We start from the raw sequence: 26544 nt of genomic DNA, 5'->3' as shown, positions 1-26544 counted from the left end.
GGGGGGGGGGAGCCGTATCAGGATCAATCCTGACCCTTCTTGAGCGCGGCGCCCAGGATGTCGCCAAGCGAAGCGCCCGAATCCGACGATCCGAACTGTGCCACAGCTTCCTTTTCTTCGGCGATCTGACGCGCCTTGATCGAGAAGTTAGGCTTCTTGGAGCGGTCAAAACCGATGACCATCGCATCGATCTTGCTGCCAACCTGGAAGCGGTCGGGGCGCTGTTCGTCGCGATCACGGCCAAGATCGGCGCGCTTGATGAAGCCGGTTGCACCGTCTTCGCCAACCTGCACTTCGAGGCCGCCATCACGCACTTCGAGCACGGTGACGGTGACAGTCTGGTTCTTGCGCAGCGAACCGCCGCTGGTTGCGCCTTCAGCCGAAGGTGCGCCCTTTTCAAGCTGCTTCATGCCGAGGCTGATGCGCTCCTTGTCGACATCGACATCAAGCACGATTGCCTTGACCATTTCGCCCTTGCGGTGAAGTGCCAGTGCGTCCTCGCCGGAGATGCCCCAGGCGATATCCGACATGTGCACCATGCCGTCGACGTCGCCATCGAGACCGATGAACAGGCCGAATTCGGTGGCGTTCTTGACTTCGCCTTCGACTTCGCTGCCAACCGGATGCTTCTCGGCGAACTCGTCCCACGGATTGCGCTGGGCCTGCTTGAGACCGAGGCTGATGCGGCGCTTTTCGCTGTCGACTTCCAGCACCATCACTTCGACTTCCTGCGAGGTCGAGACGATCTTGCCTGGATGGACGTTCTTCTTGGTCCAGCTCATTTCCGAAACGTGGACAAGGCCTTCGATGCCGGCTTCGAGTTCGACAAAGGCGCCGTATTCGGTGATGTTGGTCACCTGGCCCGAAAGCTTCGCGCCGACCGGATACTTGGCTGCAACGCCATCCCAAGGATCGCTTTCCAGCTGCTTCATGCCAAGGCTGATACGCTGCGTGTCAGCATTGATGCGGACGATCTGAACCGTCACGGTGTCACCGATATTGATGACTTCGCTTGGGTGGTTGACGCGCTTGTAGCTCATGTCGGTGACATGCAGCAGGCCGTCAATACCGCCGAGATCAACGAACGCACCGTAATCGGTGATGTTCTTCACCACACCGTCGATCACCTGGCCTTCGACCAGATCGTTGATCAACTCGCTGCGCTGTTCGGCGCGGGTTTCTTCGAGCACGGCGCGACGCGAAACCACGATGTTGCCGCGGCGGCGATCCATCTTGAGGATCTGGAAGGGCTGCGGAATGTCCATCAGCGGGGTAACATCACGCACCGGGCGGATGTCGACCTGCGAGCCGGGCAGGAAGGCCACGGCGCCATCGAGGTCGACAGTGAAGCCGCCCTTGACGCGGCCGAAGATGCGGCCTTCGACGCGCTTGCCTTCGCCAAATTCGCTTTCCAGCTTGTCCCAGGCAGCTTCGCGGCGGGCACGATCACGCGACAGCATGGCTTCGCCGTCGGCGTTCTCGACGCGGTCAACGAAGACTTCGACTTCGCCGCCGACGGTCAGGCCGTGGTCGTCTTCGCCACGCGAAAATTCCTTGAGGGAGATGCGGCCTTCGCTCTTGAGGCCGACGTCGATCACGGCAAAGCCGTTTTCGATCGCAGTGACGGTTCCCTTGACGACGCGGCCTTCAAAGCCATCTTCGCCGGCACCGCCGAGTTGTTCGTTAAGCATCGCCTCGAAATCGGCGCGCGTGGGCATCTGGGTTGCCATAGGCTAGTTTAGTCCTGTGTTCGTTGTGCTACCGGCCACCGGTTTTTCCGGGGTCTTAAACTGCTTCCCGTGCACCATTGCGCGGGCTGGCAGGGCAAGAGGCCGACTTCTCCGCGCCGCCGGATGCGATTGCGCGGAGGTTCTTCAATCACCAAGGATTGCCTGAACGGCCGCGCGCCTAGGCGAGGGCGGCCCAAAATGCAAGGAAATAGACGGTCAGCCGATCCGCGCCTGCACGGCTTCAATGGCTGCCTCTATTGCCTGATCACGGTCGAAGTGGGTGGTGTCGAGCACCAGAGCATCGGCAGCGGCGGTCAGCGGGGCATCCTTGCGGCCCATGTCGCGTGCGTCGCGGGCCGCGATGTCATGCTCGATTGCGGCGAGAGGCACCACGATCCCGCGCCCTGTCATCTCGAGCCAGCGGCGGCGAGCGCGTTCAGCCACGCTGGCCGTGATGAACAGCTTAACCGGCGCTTCGGGCGCGATCACCGTGCCGATATCGCGTCCGTCGAGCACTGCGCCGCCGTCCTGCAATGCAAAGGCGCGCTGGCGTTCGTAAAGCGCGCCGCGCACGCCCGGATGCACAGAAACCCGGCTCGCAAAGCCGCCGACTTCTTCAGACCGCAGGGTGTCATCGTCCAGCAAGTCGACGGGAAAATCGCAGGCAGCCAGCGCCTGTTCTGCATGGTCGGGGTCGCCGCCGTTCAACTGTACCTGCCGCCCAACTGCACGGTAGAGCAGCCCGGTATCGAGATGCGGCAAACCGAAATGGGCGGCGAGCGCCTTGGCGATGGTGCCTTTCCCCGAAGCGGTGGGGCCGTCGACGGCGATGATCATTGCGTAATCTCTTCGGATAGGGTGCGACCACGCCACGCTCGCAACAGACCGATAATCGCAATCGCGGCCCAGAAGAATTCAAGCACAAGGCTTGCCCAGTTGGTATGATAAACCAGCGAAACAGTCAGCAGTGCCGCGCCTGCCAGATTGGTGCCGTGCAGAAGGAACGGGTTGGTCGCCCTTGCCAGCGTCAGATAGGCATAGGCGCCGATGATGCAGGCGGTGCCGCACAGACCGATGATGCTGGGCCAATCGAGCGGCGTGTTCACGCGGCTGCCTCATCCAACAGGCCCATGAAGGTCGGAAAGCTGGTATTAATTGGCGAGGTATCGTCGACGCAAACGCCGTTGATGCTGGCGAGGCCGGCCACCGCCATGCTCATTGCGATACGGTGGTCGAGGCGGGTCGCGACACTTGCGCCTTCAGGAGTGCCAGGCAGCGGTTCTCCGCTTCTTCCGTGGATGGTCAGGCCGTCATCGTACTCATCGACCCGCACACCTGCCAGCGTCAGCGCCGTGGCCATTGCGGCAAGCCGGTCGCTTTCCTTGACGCGCAGCTCATCAAGACCGGTGGTGCGGGTAGTGCCGGAAGCAAGGGCGGCGGCAACAAACAGCACGGGAAACTCGTCGATCATCGCCGGAGCGAGGGACGGGTCAACGTCGATTCCCGTTAGCTGCGCGTGGCGCACGCGCAGATCGGCAACCGGCTCGCCGCCGACCTCGCGTGGGTTAAGCTCCCCGATATCAGCCCCCATTTGGCGCAGTACGTGGAGCAGTCCGGCGCGCGTCGGGTTGAGGCCAACATTACGGATGATGAGATCGCTGCCCGGCACAATGGTTGCGGCCACCATGAAGAACGCGGCGGATGAGGGATCGGCGGGCACGGTCACATCCATCGGCTTCAGGTCGGCATCACCGTGGATGCTGATGACCGTCTCGCCGTTTTCGTTGCCCACTTCTATCGTCGCGCCAAATCCGGCCAGCATCCGCTCGGTATGGTCGCGCGTCGCCACCGGCTCGATTACGCGAGTGATTCCGGGAGTGTTGAGGCCCGCCAGCAAAACCGCGCTTTTGACCTGCGCACTTGCCACCGGCAGACGGTATGTAATCGGCACGGCGGGCGCAATTCCGCGCAACATGATAGGCAGAGTGCCGCCCGCGCTGGCTTCAAAGCTTGCGCCCATCTGCGCAAGCGGGTCAATCACGCGCCTCATCGGACGCCCGGACAAGCTGGCATCGCCGGTAAAGGTGACAGTGATACCATGGCTGGCGACAAGGCCCATCAAAAGGCGCGTCGAGGTGCCCGAATTGCCCATATCCAGTGCCAGTTTGGGTTCCAGCAGGCTGCCTAAGCCCGCTCCGCATACCGTCCAGATGCCATCGGCGCCGCGCTCGATCTGCGCTCCGAAAGCGCGCATGGCAGCTGCTGTCGCCAGCACGTCCTCGCCTTCGAGCAAGCCGGTGATTCGGCTTTGTCCCACGGCAAGGCCGGCAAACATCAGCGCGCGGTGGCTGATCGACTTGTCGCCCGGGACGCTGATCGTGCCGGTGAGCGGGCCTTGCGGGGCAAAGGTGTGGCTGGTCATAAGGTCGCGGTCTTTGACAGCGCCCTGCGCTTCTGGCAAGGCGCGCCGCGATCTCCGGCTGTGCCCTTGATAATGGGATTGCCAGAACCCAGTTTTGTAATCAATCCACCCGCGAATTTGCAGCCAATTGGCCTGCCCGCTTTTCAAGGGTCGGCCCGATTTGAGGAATGATAATGGCGAAGCCTGAATGGGGTACCAAGCGTACCTGCCCCAAGTGCGGGGAACGTTTTTACGATCTGGGCAAGGAAGACCCGGTCGCCTGCATCGAGTGCGGCGAGACGTGGACGCCCGAACCAGTGCTGAAGTCCAAGCAGCCGATTCCGTTCGAGGAAGAAAAGAAGAAGGACGTCGAAGCCGATTCCGATCTGGGCGGTGACGATGATGATCTGGAAGACATCGAGGACATCGACGAAGACGGCGATTCGCCAGACAACGACGTTGATCTTGGTGGCGATGACGATCTTGGCGTTGCCACCACTGGCGACGACGACGACGACGAATCCTGATTTTGCACTTGCAATGGGATGGCGGCCCTTCTAATGGCCGCCTCCCGCAGGCAGGGCGCTTTTAGTTCTGCTTGCACGATGACTGGTTCGGGGCCTTAGCTCAGCTGGGAGAGCGCAACACTGGCAGTGTTGAGGTCAGCGGTTCGATCCCGCTAGGCTCCACCAATCATCTTGATCAAAGTCGAAAATGCTTCCCCGGAGGGGACTTTTCGCAACGCTGGCTGACGAGGTTTCGTCCGCCGGCGTTTTTCGCATGATGCGGACGCTCCGGCGTCGGCGAGGAGAAGTTGGCGATGTTCGACACGCTGTCCGACCGTCTTGGCGGGGTCTTTGACAAGCTCAAGGGCCGCGGCGCGCTGCGCGAACAGGACGTGCGCGATGCGATGCGCGAAGTGCGGATCGCGCTGCTCGAAGCCGATGTCGCCTTGCCGGTCGCTCGCCGCTTCATTGATGCTGTTACCGAAAAGGCTGTGGGACAAGATGTCCTGAAGTCGGTCACGCCCGGCCAGCAGGTCATCAAGATCGTCCATGACGAGCTGGTGGCAACGCTGGGAGGGATGGAGACCGAGGGGCTTAACCTCGACGCCCGCCCGCCAGTCGTGATCATGATGGTCGGCCTTCAGGGCTCGGGCAAAACCACCACTACTGCGAAACTCGCTAAGCTGATCCGCGAACGCCACGGCAAGAAGGCACTGATGGCCTCGCTCGACGTGAACCGTCCGGCGGCACAGGAGCAGTTGGCGGTTCTCGGGACGCAGGTCGATATCGCGACACTGCCAATCGTTGCCGGCCAGCAGCCCGTCGATATTGCGCGACGCGCGATGGAAGCGGCGCGCTTGCAAAACTACGACGTGCTCCTGCTGGACACCGCAGGCCGCCTGCATGTCGACGATGCGCTGATGGCCGAGATGAAGGCTGTTGCCAGCGTTTCGGCACCGAATGAAGTGCTGTTGGTCGTCGACTCTCTGACAGGTCAGGACGCGGTCAACGTAGCCCAGAACTTCAGCAGTGAAGTGCCCCTGACCGGCGTGGTGCTGACCCGCATGGATGGCGATGCGCGCGGCGGTGCGGCGCTTTCGATGCGTGCTGTGACGGGCAAGCCCATCAAGTTTGCCGGCACTGGCGAAAAGCTCGACGCGATCGAGCCCTTCCGCCCCGGCAGCGTCGCCGACCGCATCCTCGGCATGGGCGATGTTGTCAGTCTGGTTGAACGCGCCGCAGCGACGATCAAGGAAGAAGACGCCGAAAAGCTTGCCCGCAATATCGAGAAGGGCAAGTTCGACCTCAATGATCTTGCCATGCAACTGCGCCAAATGCGCAGCATGGGCGGGCTGGGGATGCTGGCGGGCATGATGCCGGGCATGAAGAAGGCCAAGGCAGCGATGGCCAATTCCGGAATGGACGACAAGGTGTTGATCCACATGGAAGCGATCATCGGATCGATGACGCCAAAGGAACGCGCGAACCCGGATCTCATGAATGCAAAGCGCAAGAAGCGTGTGGCGGCAGGCAGCGGCACCGATGTGCAGACGGTCAACAAGCTTCTGAAGATGCATCAGGAAATGGCCCGCGCCATGAAGCAGATCAAGAAGATGGGCGGCCTTAAGGGGCTGGCAGCAATGTTCGGCGGCGGCGGCGCCGGCCCGATGGGCGGGATGCCTGGCATGGGAGGCGGCGCAGGCGGCCTTCCTGGCCTCGGCGGGCCTGGCGGCATGGGTGGCGGGATGGGCGGACTGCCCGGCCTTGGCGGTCCACCGCGCACCAAGAAGTAGTTTCATTTCAATTTTTTCAATTCAACAATTCAAATCAATTTCAATCGAAAGGTAGCATTCCATGTCCATTTCCATCCGGCTTTCGCGCGGCGGTGCCAAGAAGCGTCCCTATTACCGCATCGTCGTCGCCAACAGCCGCTCTCCCCGTGACGGCAAGTATCTCGAGCAGATCGGCACCTATAACCCGCTGCTCGCCAAGGACAGCGGCGAGCGTGTCAAGCTGATCGAAGACCGGGCCCGTTACTGGCTGGGTGTTGGCGCGCAACCGACAGACCGTGTTGCACGTTTCCTCGACGCTGCTGGTATCGTGGAACGCGCCGCTCGCTCGAACCCGAAGAAGGGCGAGCCCGGCGAAAAGGCCAAGGATCGCGCTGAAGAGCGTGCGGCCAAGATTGCCGAAGCCGAAGAAGCCGCCCGCGCGGCTGAAGAAGAAGCCAAAGCCGCCGCTGCCGCTCCCGCTCCTGAAGCAGAACCTGCCGAAGAAGCGCCGGCTGCTGAAGAACCTGCTGCCGAAGAAGCGCCCGCTGCTGAAGAAGCTGCGGCTGCCGACGAAGCTGCAACTGACGAAAAGACTGCAGGCTGATTGCCGCAGTGACCAAGCCCGTCACCCTTGCCGCTATTGTCGGCGCACACGGGGTGGCGGGCGAGGTGCGCCTGAAGTTGTTTGGCGACAGCGTAGCCGCGCTGTCCTGCCACAAAAGCTTCAACGATGGCGCGCTAACGTTGATCAAGGTGCGCGATGACGGCAAGGGTGGGGCGGTTGCACGTTTTGCCGAAAGCTCATCGCGCGGGGATGCCGAGCGTCTGCGTGGCACCGCGCTGACCGTCACCCGCGACGCACTGCCTCCTCTGGCAGAGGACGAATTCTACCACGCCGACCTGCTCGGACTGCCGGTCGTTACCGATGCCGGTGATGCTGTCGGAACCGTGCTGGCAATCGAGAATTTCGGTGCGACCGACATCATCGAAATCACACGGGATCCCGTGCCCTTAAAGGGGCCGAAGACCTTCATGGTACCCATGATCCCTGCTGCGGTGATCGAATGGGATGAGCACCGGCTTGTGATCGGAGCTGCTTTCGCCGAAGGCTGAGCGGTATGGTCTTCGGTCTATTCGGTCTTTTCCTCTTCGTTGTGGTCCTCGTCATGGTGACGTTGGGTGCTGTATTGCTGGCGCACTTCATCTTTGGTGCGACCCGTCGTTCAACCAGAGTCGTCGCAGCTACGCTTGGCGGTCCATTGACGTTGGTCCTGCCGATGTTCGCCATAATGCTGTTCGATGGCGGGGTACGGTCAGGAACCGAATTGGTGGCGGTGATTGCCATACTTATGAGCATATCCAGCGGTATGGCTTGGCCCATTGCCCATTTCGCTACACGAAGGCTTGACCAGTCGACGCAGTTTGACCCGCAAGTGTTCGCATAGCGGGTCGATGCAGGTGCGGGCCGAGATGATCCCCTATGGCATCGCATCACGGCCCAACAAGGGGCCGCACCACAAAGCGTCACCGGTTTTACAGTCAGTATGCTGCAATTCTGGCCGCTTATGAGGCCAGGTTCGGCGCCACGCCGCCAGAGACGATCTGGCCGGATGCCCATAAGCGTCTTGTCGCCGATCCGTTGGGGTGCGTGTTAACTTTTCGGATGGTATGTTTCTTCCACGCCGGGTCGCTCTGGCGCTGGGTCTGACCCTCCTCATGGTGGGCTGGCTCGCGGGAAGGATAATGTGATGCAGCTGTTCTCGTCATGGACGGGCGGCGATTTTCTGCTGTTTTACATCATGCTCTTGCTGGTTGCGACACTGGCCGCATGGTGGGTGCCGGCGCAACTGCGCGGCGAAGGTGGTCTAGGCGAATCGGCTGATGCTGAAGACATTGCCCTGCTGGTCGGCGGGCGGGCGAGCCATACCGATTCGGTGATCGCCGATCTTTTTACGCGCGGTGGGCTCACGGAAACTGGCAATGGCAAGTTTTCGGTAGTCGAGCCGGGATTGCCTGCCAGCCCATCTGGCCGCGCCTTGCTTGCGACCCGCACCCCATTTTCCCACGATGAAGCTCACAGTGCGCTTGCGATCCACGCGGCCCGGATCGCTGCGCGGCTGCGGCGCGAAGGCCTGATGTTGGGCCCCGAACAATTAACCCGATTCCGCTGGCTTTCGGTCACGCCTCTCATGACACTGGCTATGATCGGTCTTTATCGTCAGCGGGCAGGCTCTGCCCTTGGCGAGCCGACAGGCTTTCTTATCGTCTTGCTGGTGATTACCGCGGTGCTGGCCCTGATCCGCTTGATCAAGTTCGATCAGCGCACCGCCGCCGGGATCGAAGCTGTGCGGCGTCGGCGCGAAAGCGCTTCGCGATTGCGCCGCGCGCCGCAAGCAAGCGAGGCGGCAATGGCAGTGGCTTTGTTTGGTACCGGCGTACTGGTGGGCACGCCATGGGAGCCTGTCCATGCCCTTCGGCACAAAGGCGTAGGAGCTGGCAAAGGTGATAGCGATGGCGGCGACGGGGGCGACGGCGGCGATGGTGGCTGCGACGGTTGCGGGGGCTGAATTCGCAGCGTAAGCGGCGACCATGACGAAGCTGAATGTCGCTGTTGTCCAAGCCGCGCCGATCCCGCTCGATTTTCAGGCGGGGATCGAAAAGGCTGTGGTCCTCGCGCGCGAAGCCATCGATAGCGGCGCGCGGGCGGTGGCTTTTGGCGAGACCTTTCTGGGCGGCTATCCGCTGTGGCTCGACGAAGCGCCCGGCGCGGCTCTGTGGGGTCATCCCGGCACGCGCGCGCTGCATGCGATCATGCTCGAACAGGCGGTGGTCGCCAATGACGAACGGTTATTGCCCTTGCAGGAACTGGCCGACGCGAGCGGGGCGATCATCAGCATCGGCACGCATGAGCGGGTGCGCCGCAGCCTCGTCAACAACCAGATGACCTTTCGCCCCGGTCTGCCGGTGCTGGATCACCGCAAACTGGTGCCAACCCATGGCGAGCGCCTGATCTGGGCGCGAGGCGATGGCTCGACGCTGGGCGTGCATCAGGCCGAATGGGGCCGCGTCGGGACGCTGATCTGCTGGGAACACTGGATGCCCTTGGCGCGCGCGGCGATGCATAATCTGGGCGAGGATGTGCATATCGCTGCGTGGCCTACGGTGCGTGAGAGCCACGCGATTGCCTCGCGGCACTATGCGATGGAGGGGCGGTGTTTTGTGCTGGCGGCAGGGCTGGTGCAGGCGAAGGACGATTTGTTCGACGGGCTGGAGCGGGTTGGCCGCGCTCAAGTAGCCGAAGGCGGTAGCGCAACAAGGACTCATGATGCGGCGCGCGAATTGCTGGAGGCGATCCCCGGCGAGGTGCTCAACCGCGGCGGCTCGCTGATCGCCGCCCCCGATACCCGCGTGATCGCGCAGGCGGGCGAGGGGGAGGAAACGCTCTTCGCCGAACTCGATCTGGCCGAGGTGGCCGAGGGGTTGGCGAACCTCGACACCGATGGGCACTATGCGCGGCCCGATGGGTTTGATTTGCGCATCGACACACAACCGAAGGAGGGCATCCAATGGAACTGAAGCTGCAAAAGCCGCGCGAAAAGTGGTTCTTTCTGATTGCTTTGCCCGTGGCGGTCGCCATCGAGTGGGCATTCGCCCGAAGCCTCGACTGGACAGCCTATCCGCGGAGTGAGTGGGTCGCCCTGTTTGATCTGTGCGTGTTCATGCCAGCCATCTATTTGGCCGCCTTCCGCAGTGAACTGACACCCAAAGCGCGGATGCTTCGAACCCTGGGGGTCGCCGGGATCGGGCTGTTCGCGTCCCGCTGGATCGTTCCTGAGCCAAACCAGTTCATCATCGGCGAGCTTTCGGCCCTGCGCAATGTGACGATGATCGGGGTGCTGGCTTTCGAAGGCTGGATTTTCTGGAAGGTGATCGGCGCGGTCTATCGTCGCGGCGCCGACGCCAAGACGCTCGAACGCGAATTCGCGATACCGGAATTGATCGCCCGGCTGATGGTGCTGGAAGCAAAGTTCTGGAAAGCCGTCTGGGCGTTCCTGCGGCGCAAATGACCTTCGCCGCCACCATCCTCACGCTCTATCCGGAGATGTTCCCCGGGCCGCTCGGCGTTTCGCTGGCGGGCCGTGCCATGGCCGAGGGCAAGTGGGCCTGCGAGACGTTGCAGATCCGCGACTTTGCTACCGACAAGCACCGCACCGTCGATGATACGCCCGCCGGCGGCGGGGCGGGGATGGTGCTCAAGTGTGATGTGCTGGCGCGGGCTTTGGACAGCGTGACGGGTCAGGAAGAACTCCGTTCGTCTCGAGCGAAGTCGAGAGACAGCGATGCGGTGGCTAGTCAGGGTGTCTCGACTTCGCTCGACACGAACGGGGAAGGGGTGGTGCGACCGATCCTCGCCATGACCCCCCGCGGGAAACCGATCACCCAACAGCGCATCCGCGAACTCGCCAGCGGCCCCGGCGTCATCATCCTGTGCGGCCGTTTCGAAGGCTTCGACGAACGCCTGTTCGAGGCGCGTCCGGAGATCGAGCAGGTCAGCCTAGCCGACATCGTTCTGTCGGGCGGAGAGATGGCGGCGCTCACTATCCTTGACGCTTGCATTCGGCTGCTTCCCGGCGTAATGGGCGCGGCTTCCAGCGGGGATGAGGAGAGCTTTGAACAAAGCCTCCTCGAATACCCGCACTATACCCGACCTCAGGAATGGGAAGGGCGCACGATCCCCGAAGTGCTGCGATCGGGGGATCATGCGAAGATCGCGGCGTGGCGCAAGCTGCAAAGCGAGAACGACACACGGTTACGCAGGCCAGACCTTTGGGAACGTCACAAGGACGTTCGGGTCCAGCCTGCCTCTGGCGCGCGGCGAAAAGACAAGGAACCGGACCAGTGAACCTGATCCAGCAGATTGAAGCCGAAGAAATCGCCAAGTCCGGCAAGGACATCCCCGAATTCCGCGCAGGCGACACCGTCCGCGTCGGCGTGAAGGTGAAGGAAGGCAACCGCGAGCGTATTCAGAACTACGAAGGCGTCGTGATCGCCCGTTCGAACCGCGGCATGGGCAGCAACTTTACCGTACGCAAGATGAGCTTCGGCGAAGGCGTCGAGCGCGTTTTTCCGCTCTACTCGCCGATCGTCGAAAGCATCACCGTGGTTCGCCGCGGCGTGGTGCGTCGTGCGAAGCTTTATTACCTGCGTGGCCGCACCGGCAAGAGCGCACGTATCGTCGAGCGCCGCGACTTCGCGCCCAAGGCGTAAGGCTTTCAAAGCCAGCATTTACCAAGGGCGGTGCCGGAAGGTGCCGCCCTTTTGCTTTGGGGCAATCATCAATTCGTCATTGCGAGCCTCAGCGAAGCAATCCATGGTCAGGCCTTGGATTGTCGCGCCGCCTATCGGCGGCTCGCAATGACGAGGTGGGCCTTGAATGCGTTCGATTTTTTTTGCTGCTGCCGTTTTGTTCAGTGTCCCCGTGATGGCGGAGGACGCAGCGATGCCTGACACCGCCCCCACGCTCAGCTTCGAACGCGTCTTCGCCTCCCCCGGCCTGGATGGCCCGGCACCCCGGCAGGTGAAGCTGTCGCCCGATGGCAGCTATCTCACGCTGTTGCGCAACCGCGATGATGATCGTGAGCGCTATGACCTGTGGGGCTTTGACATCGAGACCCGCGAATGGCGGATGCTGGTGGATTCAGAGGCGCTCGGAAGCGGGCGCGAACTGTCCGAGGACGAAAAGATGCAGCGCGAACGCGCGCGCGTCGGCAGCCTCAAGGGCATTATCAGCTACCAGTGGGCGAGCGACGGTTCCGGCGTGCTGGTGCCGCTGGATGGCGATCTGTTCCTGGCGAAGCTTGATGGCACGGTTGCCCGCCTGACGGACACCGAGGGCACCGAACTGAACCCCAAACTTTCCAGCAGAAGCAACTTCGTCAGCTTCGTGCGCGACCGGCAACTGTGGGTCGGGCCGGTTGGCGGTGAGGCCGCGCCGATTACTCCGAAGGACGAGGCCGAGACGATCCGCTGGGGCGAGGCGGAATTCGTCGCGCAGGAAGAAATGGCTCGGCTGCAAGGCTACTGGTGGAGCCCGGACGACGCGCGCATCGTCGTGCAGCGCACCGACGAGGCTTCTGTGGGCATCGTCACCCGCGCAGCGATCGGCGCGACTGGCACCAAGGTGTTCGACCAACGCTATCCGGCCGCAGGCACGGATAATGCGGTGGTTGAACTCTATGTCATGGACCCGGATGGCGGGAACAGCGTCAAGGTCGATCTCGGGCTGAACATCGACATATACGTCGCCCGCGTCGACTGGGCACCCGATGGCAGCGCAATCTATGTCCAGCGCCAAGACCGTGCGCAGACGAAGACCGATGTGCTGAGAATCGATCCAGCCACGGGCGCGAGCGCTATATGGTTCACCGAGAAGGCTGCACGGCCCGATTACTGGGTAAACCTTTCGGACAACTACCGTTTCCTCAAGGACGGCCGCCTGCTGTGGTGGTCCGAGCGCGATGGCTACGGCCATTTCTACATTTATGATGCCGGGCAATGGAGCCAACTCACCAGCGGCACCTCGCCCACCACTTCGCTGGTCGGCGTGGACGAGGCAGGCGGTACCTTCACCTATCAGGCGACCGAAGACGTTCTCACCCAGCAGATCTACCGCGCCCGGCTCGACGGGGCGGGGAAGCCGGAACGCCTCACCGATCCCGCCTACACCAACAGCGCCAGCATGGATGGGGCCGGGCGGCTGCTTTACGTCACCCGCTCTAACTCTACGCAGCCTTCGCAATCCTATCTCGCCACACCGGACGGCAATCAGGTCGCCTGGATCGAGGAGAACCGGATTGAGGGGAGGCATCCCTACGCGCCCTTTCTCGCCAGCCATGTCACGCCCGAATATGGCACAATTGCTGCCGAGGACGGCACGCCGCTGCACTGGATGATGCTCCGGCCCAAAATGGAGCCCGGCAAACGCTATCCGGTGTTCTTCCAGCACTATGGCGGTCCGGGGCCGCAAACCGTGACCAAGGGCTGGGGCGGGACGCTGGCGCAGGCAATTGTCGACAAGGGCTATATCTGGTTCCAGCTCGACAATCGCGGTTCGGCCAATCGCGGTGTGGATTTCGAACAGCCGCTCTATCGCGCAATGGGCGGTGCCGAGGTGCGCGACCAGAAAGCTGGGGCGGAGTTCCTCAAGATCCTTGATTTCGTCGATCCGGACAAGGTCGCGATCTATGGTTGGTCCTATGGCGGCTACATGACGCTGAAGCAGTTGGAAGCCGATCCCGGCCTCTATGCGGCGGGCATCTCGGGCGCTCCGGTGACCCGCTGGGAGCTTTACGATACCCACTACACTGAACGCTACATGGGTGATCCGCGCGAGGTGCCGGAAGCCTACGAAAAGGCGAGCGCCATTCCCGAAGCCACCAAAATCAGCGATCCGCTGCTGCTGATCCACGGCATGGCGGATGACAACGTTGTGTTCGAAAATTCGTCTGAACTCGTCTCCGTGCTTCAGGAAAACAACGTACCGTTCGAAATGATGCTCTATCCCGGCTACACCCACCGCGTGTCGGGCCCGAAAATCGGCCCGCACGTGTGGAACAGCATCATGCGCTTTCTCGAGAGCCATGGGGTAACGCCCCCCGAGTGATCGCAGCGGCGAATAGGTCTTCATGGTGAGGATAGCAGTTGCGCTGGGCGCACCCTGCGCTATTTCGCACCTGCGAAATGATAGGAGAATGCCAAGTGGGTTACCGGGTGGCAGTGGTCGGCGCGACTGGCAATGTCGGGCGCGAGATGATGCAGGTCTTGGCCGAGCGCGAGTTTCCGTGCGACGAGGTGGCTGCGGTCGCCTCTTCGCGCTCGGTGGGCACCGAGGTGGAATTCGGTGACACCGGCAAGATGCTCAAGTGCAAGAATATCGAGCATTTTGACTGGGCGGGATGGGACATCGCGCTGTTCGCGGCAGGTTCTGGCCCAGCCAAAGAATATGCGCCGAAAGCTGCTGCTGCCGGCTGCATCGTGATCGATAATTCGTCGCTTTACCGGATGGACCCGGACGTGCCGCTGGTCGTTCCGGAAGTGAACCCGGACGCGATCGATGGCTACACCGCGCGCAACATCATCGCCAATCCCAACTGTTCGACCGCGCAGTTGGTGGTCGCGCTGAAGCCGCTGCACGACTTTGCGACGATCAAGCGGGTGGTAGTTTCGACCTACCAATCGGTTTCCGGTGCGGGCAAGGCTGGCATGGACGAGCTGTTCCAGCAAAGCCGTGCGATCTTCGTCGGCGATCCGGTGGAGCCGTCGAAGTTCACCAAGCAGATCGCCTTCAATGTTATCCCGCACATCGACAGCTTCCTTGATGATGGTTCGACCAAGGAAGAATGGAAGATGGTGGTCGAGACCAAGAAGATCCTCGATCCCAAGATCAAGCTGAACGCCACCTGCGTGCGCGTACCGGTGTTTGTCGGCCATTCCGAGGCGGTCAATATCGAATTCGAAAACGAGATTTCGGCCGAACAGGCAATGGACATCCTGCGCGAAGCACCTGGAGTGATGCTGATCGATAAGCGTGAAGATGGCGGATACATTACCCCCGTCGAATGCGTGGGCGATGCCGCGACCTTCATCAGCCGCGTGCGTGAAGATCCGACGGTCGAGAACGGCATCACCCTGTGGTGTGTCTCTGATAACCTGCGCAAGGGCGCTGCGCTTAATGCGGTGCAGATTGCCGAGCTGCTCGGGCGGCGGCACCTGAAGAAGGGGTAGGGCACGTTGCCGGTGGCTAAGGCGCAAGGCTGGCGTTGCCTCTGGTCAGCGGTGCTCACTGGTGGAAAAGGACGAAAGCATGAACCGTAACCTCGTTTTTCTCGCTTTGGCAGGCGCGCTCGCATTGGGCGGCTGTGACAGCGGGGAGGTGCCGAGTCCGGTTGAACGCCAGCAGACGCAAGGTGTCGAGGCACCGGTGGCCGACAATGTTGTCGAGCTGCGCAGCGAAGGGCTGACTGCGGGCACGGAAGCGTTCTACTTTGCTGCCGGTCAGAAAGAGGTCGAGGCTGCGCTGGCAAAGACTGTGGGCGCTTCGCTTCGTTCGGGCTCTAACGCAGAATGCGGTGCCGGCCCTGTTACCTTCACCGATTATGCGGGCGGATTGACGGTCCATTTCCAAGACAGCCGCCTGGTTGGCTGGAACTGGCATCTCGCGCAGGATGGAGATCGACCCGCAACCGGGATCGTGAAGCTGGCGGGGGAAGTGCAGATCGGTTCGGCCCGCAGCATCGCCGAAGCCGCGCTCGGCTTTGCCCGCGTCGAGGGGAGCACGCTTGGCGAGGAGTTCGCGCTGGGCGACCGTATCGGGGGGTTCCTCGATGGCGATGCTGTCGAGATGCTCTACGCCGGAACGCAGTGTTTCTTCCGGTGAACGGCGCGTGATCATCACCGAGCATTTCGCGAGTTTCGACGACACCAGTCTTGCTTTCCACTCGGAAGGCGAGGGCCGGCCTGTCATCCTGCTGCATGGGTTGTTTTCGTCAGCCCACATGAACTGGATCAAGTGGGGTCACGGCGCGCGATTGGCGGCGGCGGGTTTTCGCGCGGTCATGCTCGATTTCCGTGTGCATGGTGACAGCGCGGCGCCGCATGATCCGGAGGCCTACCCGAACGGGGTGCTGGTGCGCGATGTGACAGCGCTGGCCGATCATCTGGGATTGGAGCCTGGCGGCTTTGACCTTGTCGGTTTTTCGCTCGGCGCGCGCACGGCTGTACATGCAGTAGCGAACGGCATTCTCGAACCGCGCCGCCTGGCTATTTGCGGCATGGGAGTGGCGGGTCTGGCCGAGTGGCAACGGCGCGCAGCCCACTTCAAACGGGTGATCGACGAATTTGACACGATCAGGCCCGGTGATCCGGCCTATATCGCGCGCACCTTTTTGAAGTCGCAAGGGGTTGACCGGGTGGCAGCGCGATTGCTGCTGGATGCGATGGATGATTTCGATTTGACGAGCCTCGCGAACATCACCATGCCGACCGGGGTGATCTGCGGTGACGAGGATCAGGACAACGGCTCCGCGCCCGAACTTGCGGCGCTGCTGCCGGATGCCCGCTATATCGAAGTGTCCGGCAATCACCTCAACAGCGTGACCAAGCCTGAATTGGGTGCGGCAATCGTGGACTTCCTCTCCACCTAGCGCGGGCCGCTTGATTCCCTCGGCGGCAACGTCCACACCTCCCGCCATTGTCACACACTGGACTACGGGAACCCCTGCCCATGAAAACCACACCATCCATGCTGCGCTGTGCTGTCGCTGCGCTGGCCATGACTGCGGCCGCACCATTGGTTGCGCAAAATGCTGCCGCCCCTGCAACTGCCGCCGCCGAAATGTATCCTGAAACGCCTGAAGGCGTGACACGTTGGATTGCGGCAGTCGAAGCCGATCTGGCAGCTTTCTCGGTAGAGTATGGCCATATTTCATGGCTGAACGCGACCTATATCAATCATGATAGCGACACGATGGCGGCCAAGTATGGCGCGCAGCTGACATTAAAACAGGTCGCTTACGCTAACGAAGCCGCGCGTTACGCCCGCGTGGCCGGGCTGGACGCGGAAACCACCCGCAAGCTTGATATGTTGCGCACCAGCATTTCCATGCCAGCACCCGGAACGCCCGGTGCGGCGGAGGAAATGAACGACATCGCCACCCGTCTTGGTTCGGCTTATGGACGTGGCAGGGGAACGCTCAATGGCCAGCCGATCAACGGCAGCGACATCGAGGCCGAGATGGGCAACCTTGAACGCTCGCCTGACGAACTGAAGGAAATGTGGGCAAGCTGGCACGATAATGTCGGCGCGCCCATGCGTTCTGACTATACCCGCATGACCGGCATAGCGAACGAGGGCGCCAAGGAACTGGGCTTTGACGATCTGGGCGCGATGTGGCGTTCGGGATATGATATGAGCCCCGACCAGTTCGCTGCCGAAACCGAGCGGATGTGGCAGGAGGTCAAGCCGCTTTACGTCGCGCTTCACACCTATGTCCGGGCCAAGCTTAATGCCAAGTATGGCGATGCGGTGCAGCCGCGCACCGGCCCGATCCGTGCCGATCTGCTCGGCAACATGTGGGCGCAGGAATGGGGCAATATCTATCCGCTGGTGGCCCCTGAAGGTGCAGGCGATATCGGCTATGACCTCACCGATCTGATCGCCAAGAAGAACCTCGACGCGGTCGGCATGACCAAGGTGGGCGAACAATTCTTTTCCTCGTTGGGTTTTGAGGAACTGCCTGTGACTTTCTGGGAGCGTTCGCAGTTCACCAAGCCGGCTGACCGCGAAGTGGTGTGCCACGCTTCGGCCTGGAACATCGACAATGTCGATGATCTGCGCATCAAGATGTGCATCAAGCCCAATGCGGATGATTTTATCACCATCCACCATGAACTTGGTCACAACTATTATCAGCGCGCCTATAACAAGCAGGACTTCAGCTATCTGACCGGCGCGAATGACGGGTTCCATGAGGCGATCGGCGATATGATCGCACTGTCGATCACACCCGATTATCTGGTGCAGATCGACATGCTGGACCCCTCGCAGGTGCCGAGCGCCGACAAGGATATCGGTCTGCTGCTGCGTCAGGCGATGGACAAGGTCGCATTCCTCCCCTTCGGCCTGCTGCTTGACCGCTATCGCTGGGGCCTGTTCGACGGATCGATCCCCGAGGCTGCGACCAATACCGGCTGGAATGATCTTCGCCGCGAATATCAAGGTGTTGTCGCCCCGGTTGAACGCCCGGTCGACGGCTTCGATGCTGGTGCGAAATATCACATTCCCGGCAATGTCAGCTACACCCGCTACTTCCTTGCGCGGCTGCTGCAATTCCAGTTCTACAAGGCGGCCTGCGATACCGCGGGGTGGGAAGGGCCGCTGCACCGTTGCTCGTTCTACGGCAACAAGGATGTCGGTGCGAAGCTGGATGAAATGCTGGCAATGGGCGCATCCAAGCCTTGGCCCGACGCGCTGGAAGCCTTCACTGGCGAGCGCCAGATGAACGGCACCGCGATGGTCGAATACTTCGCCCCGCTGATGGCGTGGCTGGAAGAGCAGAACAAGGGCGAGGTTGCGGGCTGGTGATGCGCTTCGGGGGCGGCATCATCGCCGTTGGCGCGCTGTTGGTGGTGACCGCCTGTGCGCCGCTCGAAGCGCCGGACGGGGAGGGGGCGTCGATGCCACCGACCCTGTTCGTCGCGGCCAAGCGCGGCAACACGCTGTCGAAGATCGACCTTGCGACAGGCGAGGAAGTGCTGCGCTTGCCAAGCTGCACCAACCCGCACGAACTGGCGACCTCGCCCGATGGTCTCCACGTCGCGCTCGCCTGCTACGGCGGGACGAGTGTCGACATCTTCCGCACCAGCGATTTGGAACGGAGAGCCAGCTATGATTTGGGTGAAAATGCCCGCCCGCACGGCATCATCTGGCACGAGAACGGCAACATTTACGCAACGGCAGAAGGCAAGCAGGAAGTCGTTCGGATTCGTCGTCCCCTCGCGGCAAATTTCGACATCACCTTCTTCGTGACCGGCAGGCAGGGCAGCCACATGCTGGCCGCCAGCCCCGATGCAAATACGGTATGGACCACCGATCTCGGTTCGCGCACGGTGACACGGATCGATCTGTCTGGTGGAGCGCCGTCGCTTTCGGTGACCGTGGGCGATGAGCCGGAAGGCATTTCTCTTTCACCCGACGGAACAACCCTGTGGGTCTCCGCTCGCGGTTCCAATCAGGCCTTCGCGCTCGATCCGCAGACGATGGAGGTGCGCGGAACTGTCGCCACCGGGGCTTTTCCCCTGCGTATCGCAGTGCGCCCGCAAGGCGATGTCGCGGTGACCAGCGATCTTCAGGATGGCAGCCTCAGCGTCATCGATACAGCCACCGCAAAGGTGATCCGCACCATCGCTGTCTCCAGCCCGGCGGAAGCCGAGGCGCGGTTTCAGGTGACAATCCTGTGGTCGAAGGATGGCAAGCGGATCTATGTCGCTGAAACCGCCAGCGACACCGTAGCCGAAGTCGATTACGCCAGCGGCTCCGTGCTGCGCCGGTTGAAGGTAGGCGAGGGCGGGGATGGGATGGCGATCCTGCCTTGAACATGCCCAAGCCCCTTATGGTCGTCGGGTGGCGCGAGCTCGTCAGCCTTCCCGAGCTTGGTTTGGCGAATATTCCGGCCAAGATCGATACCGGTGCCCGTACATCCGCGCTTCACGCCGACGTGGTCGATGATTTCCAGCGCGACGGCGAACGCTTTGTGCGCTTCGCTGTCGATTGGGGCGGCGTGCGCCGGTTATGTGAAGCGGTTCATGTCGACGTGCGCGGCATTACCTCATCGAACGGCGACAAGCAGACGCGCTTTGTCATAAAGACGCCTCTGACAATCGGTAAGCTTTCCTTCCGGGCGGAAATCAGCCTCGCGAACCGTTCCCAGATGCAATTCCCGATGCTGATCGGGCGCACTGCGCTCAGACGGCGGATGGTGGTGGATAGCGGACATTCTTGGCTGCAATCACCTGAGATAGCGCATAAGGGGCGCATCCGCCGGTAGATCACCGGACTCGAAAGGTATTTCATGAAAATCGCGATGCTGGCCCGCAATGCCAATCTTTATTCGCACAGGCGTCTGCAGGAAGCGGCGGAGGCGCGCGGTCACACGCTCGACATTCTCAATACGCTGCGCTGCACAGTGCATATCGCCAGCCACCGTCCCGAGGTGTTCTACAATGGCGCGCCGATTGCCGCTTATGATGCCGTGATTCCGCGGATCGGGGCCTCGATCACCAATTATGGCCTCGCTATCCTCAGGCAGTTCGAAATGCGCGGCATCTGGTCGCTCAATGAAAGCGTCGCCATTGGGCGCAGCCGGGACAAGCTGCGCAGCCTTCAGATCCTAGCCAAGCACGGGCTGGGTCTGCCGTTGACGGCTTATGCCAATGATCCGAAGCAGGCCGAGGAGATCATCAAGGCGGTCAAAGGCCCGCCGGTAGTAATCAAACTGATCGAGGGCACCCAGGGTATCGGCGTCGTACTGGCCGAGACCATGAGCAGCGCCAAGTCGGTGATCGAGGCATTTCGTGGCGCGAACGTCAACATCCTTGTGCAGGAATTCATCAAGGAAGCCGGCGGCACCGATATCCGCGCGCTGGTGGTGGGCGGCAAGGTCGTCGCGGCGATGAAACGCACCGGCGCACCCGACGATTTCCGGTCAAACCTCCACCGCGGCGGCAGCGCGCAGGTCATCAAGATTACCCCGGAAGAACGCTCGACCGCCGTTCGCGCGGCCAAACGCATGGGGCTGAACGTGTGCGGGGTGGACATGCTGCGGAGCAATCACGGCCCCGTCATCATGGAAGTCAATTCGTCGCCCGGCCTGGAAGGGATCGAGAGCGCGACCGGCAAAGACATTGCCGGGCAGATCATCGATTTCATTGCCGCCCATGCCAAGGACGGGCAGACCAAGACCAAGGGCCGGGGATAGCGCCCCCTCTAGCTCCGCGATCCGGTAATGTTTCACGTGAAACACAGAGCCAACGAGGGCCTGGAAGGGGTCTAGCAGGGGTCTGGAGCGACCTAGCGGGGGTCTAGAGCAATCTAGCCGGCATGCCCAAACCGGTTCAGGCATTGCGCGCCATCAGCCCGCCATCGACCGGGATCGCCACCCCGGTGATGTAACTCGCCGCTGGCAATACGAGTGACAGGGTGATGTGCGCAACCTCCTCGGGCTCGCCATAGCGGCGTAGCGCGGTGCGGCGGCGGGCGAAGATCGCCTTGTGCTCTTCGGCGATCGTGTCAGTCATCGGGGTGCGGATCGGGCCGGGGCAGATGCAATTGACCGTGATCCCTTCAGGGCCAAGATCCACGGCGAGGCCGCGGGTGAGACCGACAACTCCGGATTTGGCAGCGACATAGGGCGTATCGCCGGACGTTGCGCCAAGGCCTTCGGTGCTGGCAATATTGACGATCCGGGCGGCATCGCTCTGGCGCAAATGCGGCAGCGCGGCGCGGACCATCCGTTGATGTGCAGTGAGCATGACGGCAAGCGCACGGTGCCAGACATTTTCGTAGGCCGGATCGTCGAGCGCGCAAAAACTCGATATTCCGGCGTTATTGACCAGAATGTCGATGCCTCCGAAGTCAGCTGCGATCTGCGTCACGATCGGCATGATCGCGCCGTCTTGTGCCAAATCAAGGGCATAGGGCCGGGCCTGCGGTCCGCACTCTTTCGCCACCGCCTCACAGGCGGCAAGATCAAGATCGATGACCGCGACTTTTGCGCCCTCGGCCGCAAACAGCTTTGCCGTGGCGCGCCCCATGCCGCCGGCCGCTCCTGTGACAATGGCGATGCGGCCGGCGATGGAACGCGAACGGTTAGGTCCGGACATGATCAGCGGCTCACCTGAACGGCGGCTCATTAAACGCACGCAGCTTGCGCGAGTGGAGCCGGTCGCCCTCGTCGCGCAGGCGGGAAACGGCGGTAATTCCGATTTGCAGGTGAGCGGCGATGGCTTCTTCGTAGAACTTGTTGGCCTGCCCCGGCAGCTTGATCTCGCCGTGCAAGGGCTTGTCCGACACGCAGAGCAGCGTCCCGTATGGAACGCGGAAGCGATAGCCCTGCGTGGCGATAGTCGCGCTCTCCATGTCGATGGCAATGGCGCGACTTTGCGAGAAACGCTTGGCCGACGAGGAATAGCGCAACTCCCAGTTGCGATCATCAGTGGTCACGACCGTGCCGGTTCGCATCCGCTGTTTCAGGTTTGCGCCCTGGACGCCGGAAACTGCCTCTGCCGCGCCGGCCAGTGCTTGTTGCACTTCCGCAATCGGCGGGATCGGCACTTCCGGTGGGAGAACCGCGTCAAGAACGTGGTCATCGCGAAGATAGGCGTGAGCCAGCACGAAATCGCCGATTTTCTGGGTTGACCGCAAGCCGCCGCAATGGCCGATCATCATCCAGGCGTGCGGTCGCAGCACTGCAAGGTGATCGCAGATCGTCTTGGCGTTGGAAGGGCCGACGCCGATGTTGACCAGAGTGATCCCGCGCCCGTCCTCTCGGATCAGGTGATAGGCAGGCATCTGGTGGCGGCGCCATGCGGTATCGTTGAGCTGATCCTGTGCGTGCGGGGTTGGCGTGCGGATGTCGAGCCCAGCAGCGCCGGTCAGGGCGACATAGCCATCGTTACCGATCTGCGTTGCACCCCAGTTCACGAATTCATCGACATAGCGATGATAGTTCGTAAACAGGATGAAATCCTGAAAGTCGCTGACTTCGCTGCCGGTATAGTGCTTCAGCCGCGCAAGCGAGTAGTCGGTCCGCAGGCCATCGAACAGCGACAGCGGCATATCCTGATAATCGTCGAATTCGATCCCGTCGGCGAGTTCATCGCCGATCAGTGCCAGGTCGGTGGAGGGAAAATGGGTCGCAATGTCCTGGGGTGCAATGCCGACCATCGCCGCCCCCGCTTCCCCGTCGAGCACGTAGGGAAAGGGTATTTCCTGCCGCGAACGTTCGACGGTAATCTTGATTTCATATTCATCGGCAATGAGTTGAAGCTGTTCGGTGAGGTAATGCGCGAACAAGTCTGGCCGGGTTACCGTGGTAGCGTAGGTGCCGGGCATTTCCAGCCTGCCGAATGCGCGGCTGCGATCGCGCGGGGCGCCGATCCCGGCATAGCGCAGAGTGATCTGGGGATAGGCATAGCTGCCATCTTCGCGCTTTCGCTGCGGGGGAATGGTGCCGTCCCGGCCAAATGCGATCACATCGTCGCGCAGGGTGCGCACCGCGTCGTCATAATGCTGCTGAAGCTGGGCGAGGATGGCGGGAATATCGATCATGGGCGCTGTTTGCTCCTTTGTTGTTATCTTTCAGCGTCAGGGCTGCAGGTCCAGCCTCTGTTTACAAAAAGGGCGCGAGGATCGCATCCGATCCTCGCGCCCTTTTGAATTCATGTGCCCTTGGAAGGCCGGAGCGATCAATCGTCGTCGTTGTCTTCAAGCATCTCGGCCGGGATTTCGCCCGGTTCGAGGTTGGCTTCGATGCGGGTGGCATCGGCCTGCTCTTCGATGGCGCGCTGTTCGTCTTCGAACATTGCGGCCAGCACGTCCACGCCTTCGCTCTGCAGCTTGGCTTCGTCATCCGAACGGGCGACGTTGGCCTTCACCGTCACGCGAACTTCAGGGTGCAAGGCAACGGTCACGTTGTGCATCCCGATGTTCTTGATCGGCGCGCCCAGGATCACCATGCGCTTGTCGACATCGTGGCCCTGCTCGGCGAGACCGGCAACGATATCGCGCACGCTGACCGAACCGTAAAGCTGGCCGGCGTTCGAGGCAGCGCGGATCAGCACCACTTCTGCGCCCGCAACCTTTTCGCCCTGCTTTTCGGCATCGCCGCGGCGTTCGGCATTTTCCTTTTCGAGCCGGTCACGGTTGGCTTCGAAAACCTTCTTGTTGGCTTCGTTGGCACGCAGGGCCTTCTTCTGCGGGAGCAGGAAGTTGCGAGCGTAACCATCCTTCACGGTGACAACATCACCGATCGAACCGAGCTTCTCGATACGTTCGAGGAGAATGATATCCATGTTCTTTCTCCTCTTACTTCACGATGAAGGGAAGCAGGCCGATCTGGCGCGCGCGCTTGATCGCCTGGGCGAGTTCACGCTGCTTCTTTGCGGAAACGGCAGTGATGCGCGAAGGCACGATCTTGCCACGCTCGGACATGAAGCCCTGCAGAAGGCGCACGTCCTTGTAATCGATCTTCGGGGCGTCCTTGGCCGCGAACGGGCAGGACTTGCGGCGGCGGAAAAACGGGCGTGCCATCAGTCGCGCTCCTCACGGGTTTCGCGGCGCTTACGCTCGCGGTCGTTCTTGCGCATCATCACGGACGGGCCTTCCTCGTGCTCTTCCACGCGGATGGTCATGTAACGGATGACGTCTTCGTTAATACGGGTCTGACGCTCGAGCTCGGCGACGACCGAACCCGGTGCATCGATGTTGAGCAGCACGAAATGCGCCTTGCGATTGCGTTCGATCTTGTAGGCAAGCGACTTGAGACCCCAAGTTTCAGTCTTGGTGACCTTGCCGCTTCCTGCTTCGACGATTTCGGTGGCTTGCGCCGCCAGCGCGTCAACCTGAGCCTGGCTCAGATCCTGACGTGCGAGAAAGACGTGCTCATAGAGCGCCATCTTCGCGTCCTTTCACTTCAATGCCGATCGCTGGCTGATCTGCGCGCCTTGCGCAGGGCCCCTCCGGCTTTCTTCGATCAATCGCCGGGCGGTTCCCATGCGAAGGGTGCGCCCATACAGCTTTGGCGTGCATTTGCAAGTCTTGTCGGGCAGGAGCCATGAACGCGGCAAGCTGCTTCGTCAGACGCGATTCGTAAATAGGGGGGTTGTTAGTGCCATCAGGTCTGGTCGCTTTGCTGGATGATATAGCGGTAATCGCGCGCGCTGCGTCCGCGTCGATCGATGATATCGCGGTTGCCGCCGGTAAAGCTGGCTCCAAAACAGCGGGTGTCGTGATCGACGATGCGGCTGTCACGCCCAGTTATGTCACTGGCCTCAGCCCTGCGCGCGAGCTGCCGATCATCTGGAAGATCACCAAAGGCAGTTTAAAGAACAAGCTGCTAATCCTGCTGCCCGGCGCGATCCTGTTGTCCGAGTTCCTACCACAGGCGATCATCTGGCTGCTGATGCTGGGAGGGGCGTTCCTGTGTTATGAAGGGGCGGAAAAGGTGCTCGAAAAGCTCGGGCTGGCGAAGCACGGCGCGACGCTGGAAGACGAGATCGTCGATCCGGTTGCCTTCGAGAACGAGCGCGTGGGCGGTGCGATCCGCACCGACTTGATCCTGTCGGCCGAGATCATGGCGATCACGCTCGCCGCACTCGAACTCGATGTGTGGTGGGAACGCGGACTGGCGCTGGCGCTGGTGGCGATTATCGTCACCGTCGCGGTGTATGGCGCAGTCGCGGTCATCGTAAAGATCGATGATGTGGGGCTTTATCTTACCAAACAGGCGGATGCATGGAAGCAGTCGATCGGCCAATTTTTGCTGCGGTTTGTGCCGAAACTGCTCACCGCATTGTCGATCATCGGCACTATCGCGATGCTTTGGGTCGGAGGCGGCATAATCGTTCACGGCACGCACGAGGTGGGCTTCCACGCGCTGTATGATGTCATCCACGGTGCCGAAGGCGTGGTGGCCGCCGCTGCAGGAGCGCTCGGCGGAGTGGCTGGCTGGCTGACCTATGCGGCGCTGTCCGGAGTGGTCGGGCTTGTGCTGGGGGCGGTCATCGCCGTCGTCCTGCACAAAGTGCTGGGTGTCGGGGCGAAGGAAGCCCACTAGTCCTCAGCCATGACCACACCTGTCCTTTATACCTGCGCCCGTTCCCGCGGCCTGCGCGCCACTTGGGCGGCAGAGGAAGCGGGCGTCGATTTCGATCTCAGGATCCTGCCGTTTCCGCCGCGATATCTGGCACCCGAATATATGGCGTTGAACCCGCTCGGCACGGTGCCCTTGCTGGTGGACGGCGACACCCGGCTGACCGAAAGCTGCGCGATTGCGCACTATCTGGCGACCCGCGGCGGCTACACCCCGCTGGCGATTGCTCCGGGGGAGCGCGATTACGGCGAGTATCTTGACTACACCTACCACGCCGACGCCACGATCACCTTCCCGCAAACGGTCTACATGCGCTTTGCAATCTTCGAGAAGGACAAGGGCTGGGCGGAGGCGGGCGTCGCCTATGCCAAGTGGTTCCACAAGCGGTTGGTCAAGGTCGAACAGCGCTTGCAGGGGCGCGAGTTCCTGTGCGCGGACAGGTTCACCGTGGCTGACATCTGCGTCGGCTATGCGCTGATCCTGGCGGAAAGCGTCGGGCTGGATGATGGCGTGCCGGAGAGTTTGAAGGCGTATCGGAAACGACTGACGACGCGGGATGCATACCAGCGGGCGATTGCGCGGGAGGAAGAGGGCCGGTTGGCACTGGAGGACAAGCGGGTCTGATGGCTGGTTTCAGGCATGGCTCCATTCGACGCGAATGACCGGTGCTGGGTGGTTAGGCGAATGGCGGCTTTGTCGCCACCATTA

Annotated in this window: 29 protein-coding genes and 1 tRNA gene; 21 read left to right on the top strand and 9 right to left on the bottom strand. The window is 61.7% G+C overall.

Annotation, left to right across the window (positions count from 1 at the left end):
* Positions 1-23: 23 nt before the first annotated feature.
* The 4 genes from rpsA to aroA all read right to left on the bottom strand — a co-directional run bounded on the left by rpsA (position 24) and on the right by aroA (position 4152).
* A complete protein-coding gene (gene rpsA / locus IP79_RS14910; RefSeq protein WP_054120103.1) occupies positions 24-1730 on the bottom strand; it encodes a 30S ribosomal protein S1 in 1707 nt (568 codons plus the stop codon).
* A gap of 216 nt (positions 1731-1946) precedes the next feature.
* Complete coding sequence (gene cmk / locus IP79_RS14905; protein ID WP_054120102.1) at positions 1947-2567, bottom strand: (d)CMP kinase; 621 nt, start codon at positions 2565-2567, stop codon at positions 1947-1949.
* Entirely contained in the window at positions 2564-2836 is a 273-nt protein-coding gene (locus IP79_RS14900; RefSeq protein WP_054120101.1) for a CBU_0592 family membrane protein, read from the bottom strand. The genes cmk and IP79_RS14900 overlap by 4 nt, the downstream gene beginning before the upstream one ends.
* Complete coding sequence (gene aroA, locus IP79_RS14895) at positions 2833-4152, bottom strand: 3-phosphoshikimate 1-carboxyvinyltransferase (protein ID WP_054120107.1); 1320 nt, start codon at positions 4150-4152, stop codon at positions 2833-2835. The genes IP79_RS14900 and aroA overlap by 4 nt, the downstream gene beginning before the upstream one ends.
* 173 nt (positions 4153-4325) lie before the next feature.
* On the opposite strand from aroA, the gene IP79_RS14890 reads away from it, so the two are divergent.
* The 19 genes from IP79_RS14890 to rimK all read left to right on the top strand — a co-directional run bounded on the left by IP79_RS14890 (position 4326) and on the right by rimK (position 20943).
* A complete protein-coding gene (locus IP79_RS14890) occupies positions 4326-4658 on the top strand; it encodes a TIGR02300 family protein (RefSeq protein ID WP_054120100.1) in 333 nt (110 codons plus the stop codon).
* Positions 4659-4747: 89 nt separating this feature from the next.
* Positions 4748-4823 (top strand) — tRNA-Ala (locus IP79_RS14885).
* A 128-nt stretch (positions 4824-4951) separates the two neighbouring features.
* Positions 4952-6430 carry a signal recognition particle protein gene (gene ffh / locus IP79_RS14880; protein ID WP_054120099.1) on the top strand — a complete coding sequence of 493 codons (1479 nt, stop codon included), beginning with the start codon at positions 4952-4954 and terminating at the stop codon, positions 6428-6430.
* 61 nt (positions 6431-6491) lie between these two features.
* Positions 6492-7013 (top strand): 30S ribosomal protein S16, encoded by a 522-nt coding sequence (gene rpsP / locus IP79_RS14875; RefSeq protein ID WP_054120098.1) that lies wholly within the window; start codon positions 6492-6494, stop codon positions 7011-7013.
* Positions 7013-7522: a ribosome maturation factor RimM gene (gene rimM, locus IP79_RS14870; RefSeq protein ID WP_054120097.1), complete on the top strand. Its 510-nt coding sequence runs from the start codon at positions 7013-7015 to the stop codon at positions 7520-7522. Before rpsP ends, rimM begins: the two co-directional genes overlap by 1 nt.
* Before the next feature lie 5 nt (positions 7523-7527).
* The gene (locus IP79_RS14865; RefSeq protein ID WP_054120096.1) at positions 7528-7854 is read left to right on the top strand and encodes a hypothetical protein; all 327 of its coding nucleotides are present in this window, start codon (positions 7528-7530) and stop codon (positions 7852-7854) included.
* 303 nt (positions 7855-8157) lie between these two features.
* Positions 8158-8976: a TIGR04222 domain-containing membrane protein gene (locus tag IP79_RS14860; protein ID WP_054120095.1), complete on the top strand. Its 819-nt coding sequence runs from the start codon at positions 8158-8160 to the stop codon at positions 8974-8976.
* Positions 8977-8998: 22 nt separating this feature from the next.
* On the top strand, positions 8999-9985 hold the full coding sequence (locus IP79_RS14855) for a carbon-nitrogen hydrolase family protein (protein WP_054120094.1): 987 nt from the start codon (positions 8999-9001) through the stop codon (positions 9983-9985).
* The gene (locus IP79_RS14850; protein ID WP_054120093.1) at positions 9976-10476 is read left to right on the top strand and encodes a hypothetical protein; all 501 of its coding nucleotides are present in this window, start codon (positions 9976-9978) and stop codon (positions 10474-10476) included. The genes IP79_RS14855 and IP79_RS14850 overlap by 10 nt, the downstream gene beginning before the upstream one ends.
* A complete protein-coding gene (gene trmD / locus IP79_RS14845; RefSeq protein ID WP_054120092.1) occupies positions 10473-11312 on the top strand; it encodes a tRNA (guanosine(37)-N1)-methyltransferase TrmD in 840 nt (279 codons plus the stop codon). The genes IP79_RS14850 and trmD overlap by 4 nt, the downstream gene beginning before the upstream one ends.
* Positions 11309-11677, top strand: a complete 369-nt coding sequence (gene rplS, locus IP79_RS14840) for a 50S ribosomal protein L19 (RefSeq protein WP_054120091.1) — start codon at positions 11309-11311, stop codon at positions 11675-11677. The genes trmD and rplS overlap by 4 nt, the downstream gene beginning before the upstream one ends.
* Positions 11678-11843: 166 nt before the next feature.
* Positions 11844-14072 carry a S9 family peptidase gene (locus IP79_RS14835; protein WP_054120090.1) on the top strand — a complete coding sequence of 743 codons (2229 nt, stop codon included), beginning with the start codon at positions 11844-11846 and terminating at the stop codon, positions 14070-14072.
* Positions 14073-14167: 95 nt separating this feature from the next.
* On the top strand, positions 14168-15193 hold the full coding sequence (locus IP79_RS14830; RefSeq protein ID WP_054120089.1) for an aspartate-semialdehyde dehydrogenase: 1026 nt from the start codon (positions 14168-14170) through the stop codon (positions 15191-15193).
* Between the two features lie 79 nt (positions 15194-15272).
* Complete coding sequence (locus IP79_RS14825) at positions 15273-15845, top strand: hypothetical protein (RefSeq protein WP_054120106.1); 573 nt, start codon at positions 15273-15275, stop codon at positions 15843-15845.
* Positions 15846-15855: 10 nt separating this feature from the next.
* On the top strand, positions 15856-16611 hold the full coding sequence (locus IP79_RS14820; RefSeq protein ID WP_054120105.1) for an alpha/beta fold hydrolase: 756 nt from the start codon (positions 15856-15858) through the stop codon (positions 16609-16611).
* 80 nt (positions 16612-16691) lie between these two features.
* On the top strand, positions 16692-18551 hold the full coding sequence (locus IP79_RS14815; protein WP_054120088.1) for a M2 family metallopeptidase: 1860 nt from the start codon (positions 16692-16694) through the stop codon (positions 18549-18551).
* Positions 18551-19561, top strand: coding sequence for a YncE family protein (locus IP79_RS14810; RefSeq protein ID WP_054120087.1), 1011 nt, complete (start codon positions 18551-18553; stop codon positions 19559-19561). The genes IP79_RS14815 and IP79_RS14810 overlap by 1 nt, the downstream gene beginning before the upstream one ends.
* 2 nt (positions 19562-19563) lie before the next feature.
* Entirely contained in the window at positions 19564-20013 is a 450-nt protein-coding gene (locus IP79_RS14805) for an ATP-dependent zinc protease (RefSeq protein ID WP_054120086.1), read from the top strand.
* Between the two features lie 24 nt (positions 20014-20037).
* Complete coding sequence (gene rimK, locus IP79_RS14800; protein ID WP_054120085.1) at positions 20038-20943, top strand: 30S ribosomal protein S6--L-glutamate ligase; 906 nt, start codon at positions 20038-20040, stop codon at positions 20941-20943.
* Between the two features lie 136 nt (positions 20944-21079).
* Here the strand turns inward: rimK and IP79_RS14795 are convergent, their stop codons facing one another.
* From IP79_RS14795 to rpsF, 5 genes are all read right to left on the bottom strand, one after another.
* On the bottom strand, positions 21080-21847 hold the full coding sequence (locus IP79_RS14795; RefSeq protein ID WP_054120104.1) for an SDR family NAD(P)-dependent oxidoreductase: 768 nt from the start codon (positions 21845-21847) through the stop codon (positions 21080-21082).
* A 10-nt stretch (positions 21848-21857) separates the two neighbouring features.
* Positions 21858-23321 carry an AMP nucleosidase gene (locus IP79_RS14790; protein WP_267886229.1) on the bottom strand — a complete coding sequence of 488 codons (1464 nt, stop codon included), beginning with the start codon at positions 23319-23321 and terminating at the stop codon, positions 21858-21860.
* Positions 23322-23431: 110 nt separating this feature from the next.
* Positions 23432-24037, bottom strand: a complete 606-nt coding sequence (gene rplI / locus IP79_RS14785) for a 50S ribosomal protein L9 (RefSeq protein WP_054120083.1) — start codon at positions 24035-24037, stop codon at positions 23432-23434.
* Positions 24038-24050: 13 nt separating this feature from the next.
* Entirely contained in the window at positions 24051-24275 is a 225-nt protein-coding gene (rpsR, locus tag IP79_RS14780; RefSeq protein ID WP_017665523.1) for a 30S ribosomal protein S18, read from the bottom strand.
* Positions 24275-24640, bottom strand: a complete 366-nt coding sequence (gene rpsF / locus IP79_RS14775) for a 30S ribosomal protein S6 (protein ID WP_054120082.1) — start codon at positions 24638-24640, stop codon at positions 24275-24277. Before rpsF ends, rpsR begins: the two co-directional genes overlap by 1 nt.
* Positions 24641-24852: 212 nt before the next feature.
* Here rpsF and IP79_RS14770 point away from each other — a divergent pair, with 212 nt between their 5' ends.
* Entirely contained in the window at positions 24853-25800 is a 948-nt protein-coding gene (locus IP79_RS14770) for a DUF808 domain-containing protein (protein WP_054120081.1), read from the top strand.
* A gap of 9 nt (positions 25801-25809) precedes the next feature.
* Entirely contained in the window at positions 25810-26460 is a 651-nt protein-coding gene (locus IP79_RS14765; RefSeq protein WP_054120080.1) for a glutathione S-transferase family protein, read from the top strand.
* The last annotated feature ends 84 nt before the right edge of the window (positions 26461-26544 follow it).

The sequence above is a fragment of the Porphyrobacter sp. AAP60 genome (genome assembly GCF_001296025.1).
Classification (GTDB): Bacteria; Pseudomonadota; Alphaproteobacteria; order Sphingomonadales; family Sphingomonadaceae; genus Erythrobacter.
This window is presented reverse-complemented; position numbering and strand designations above follow the sequence as displayed.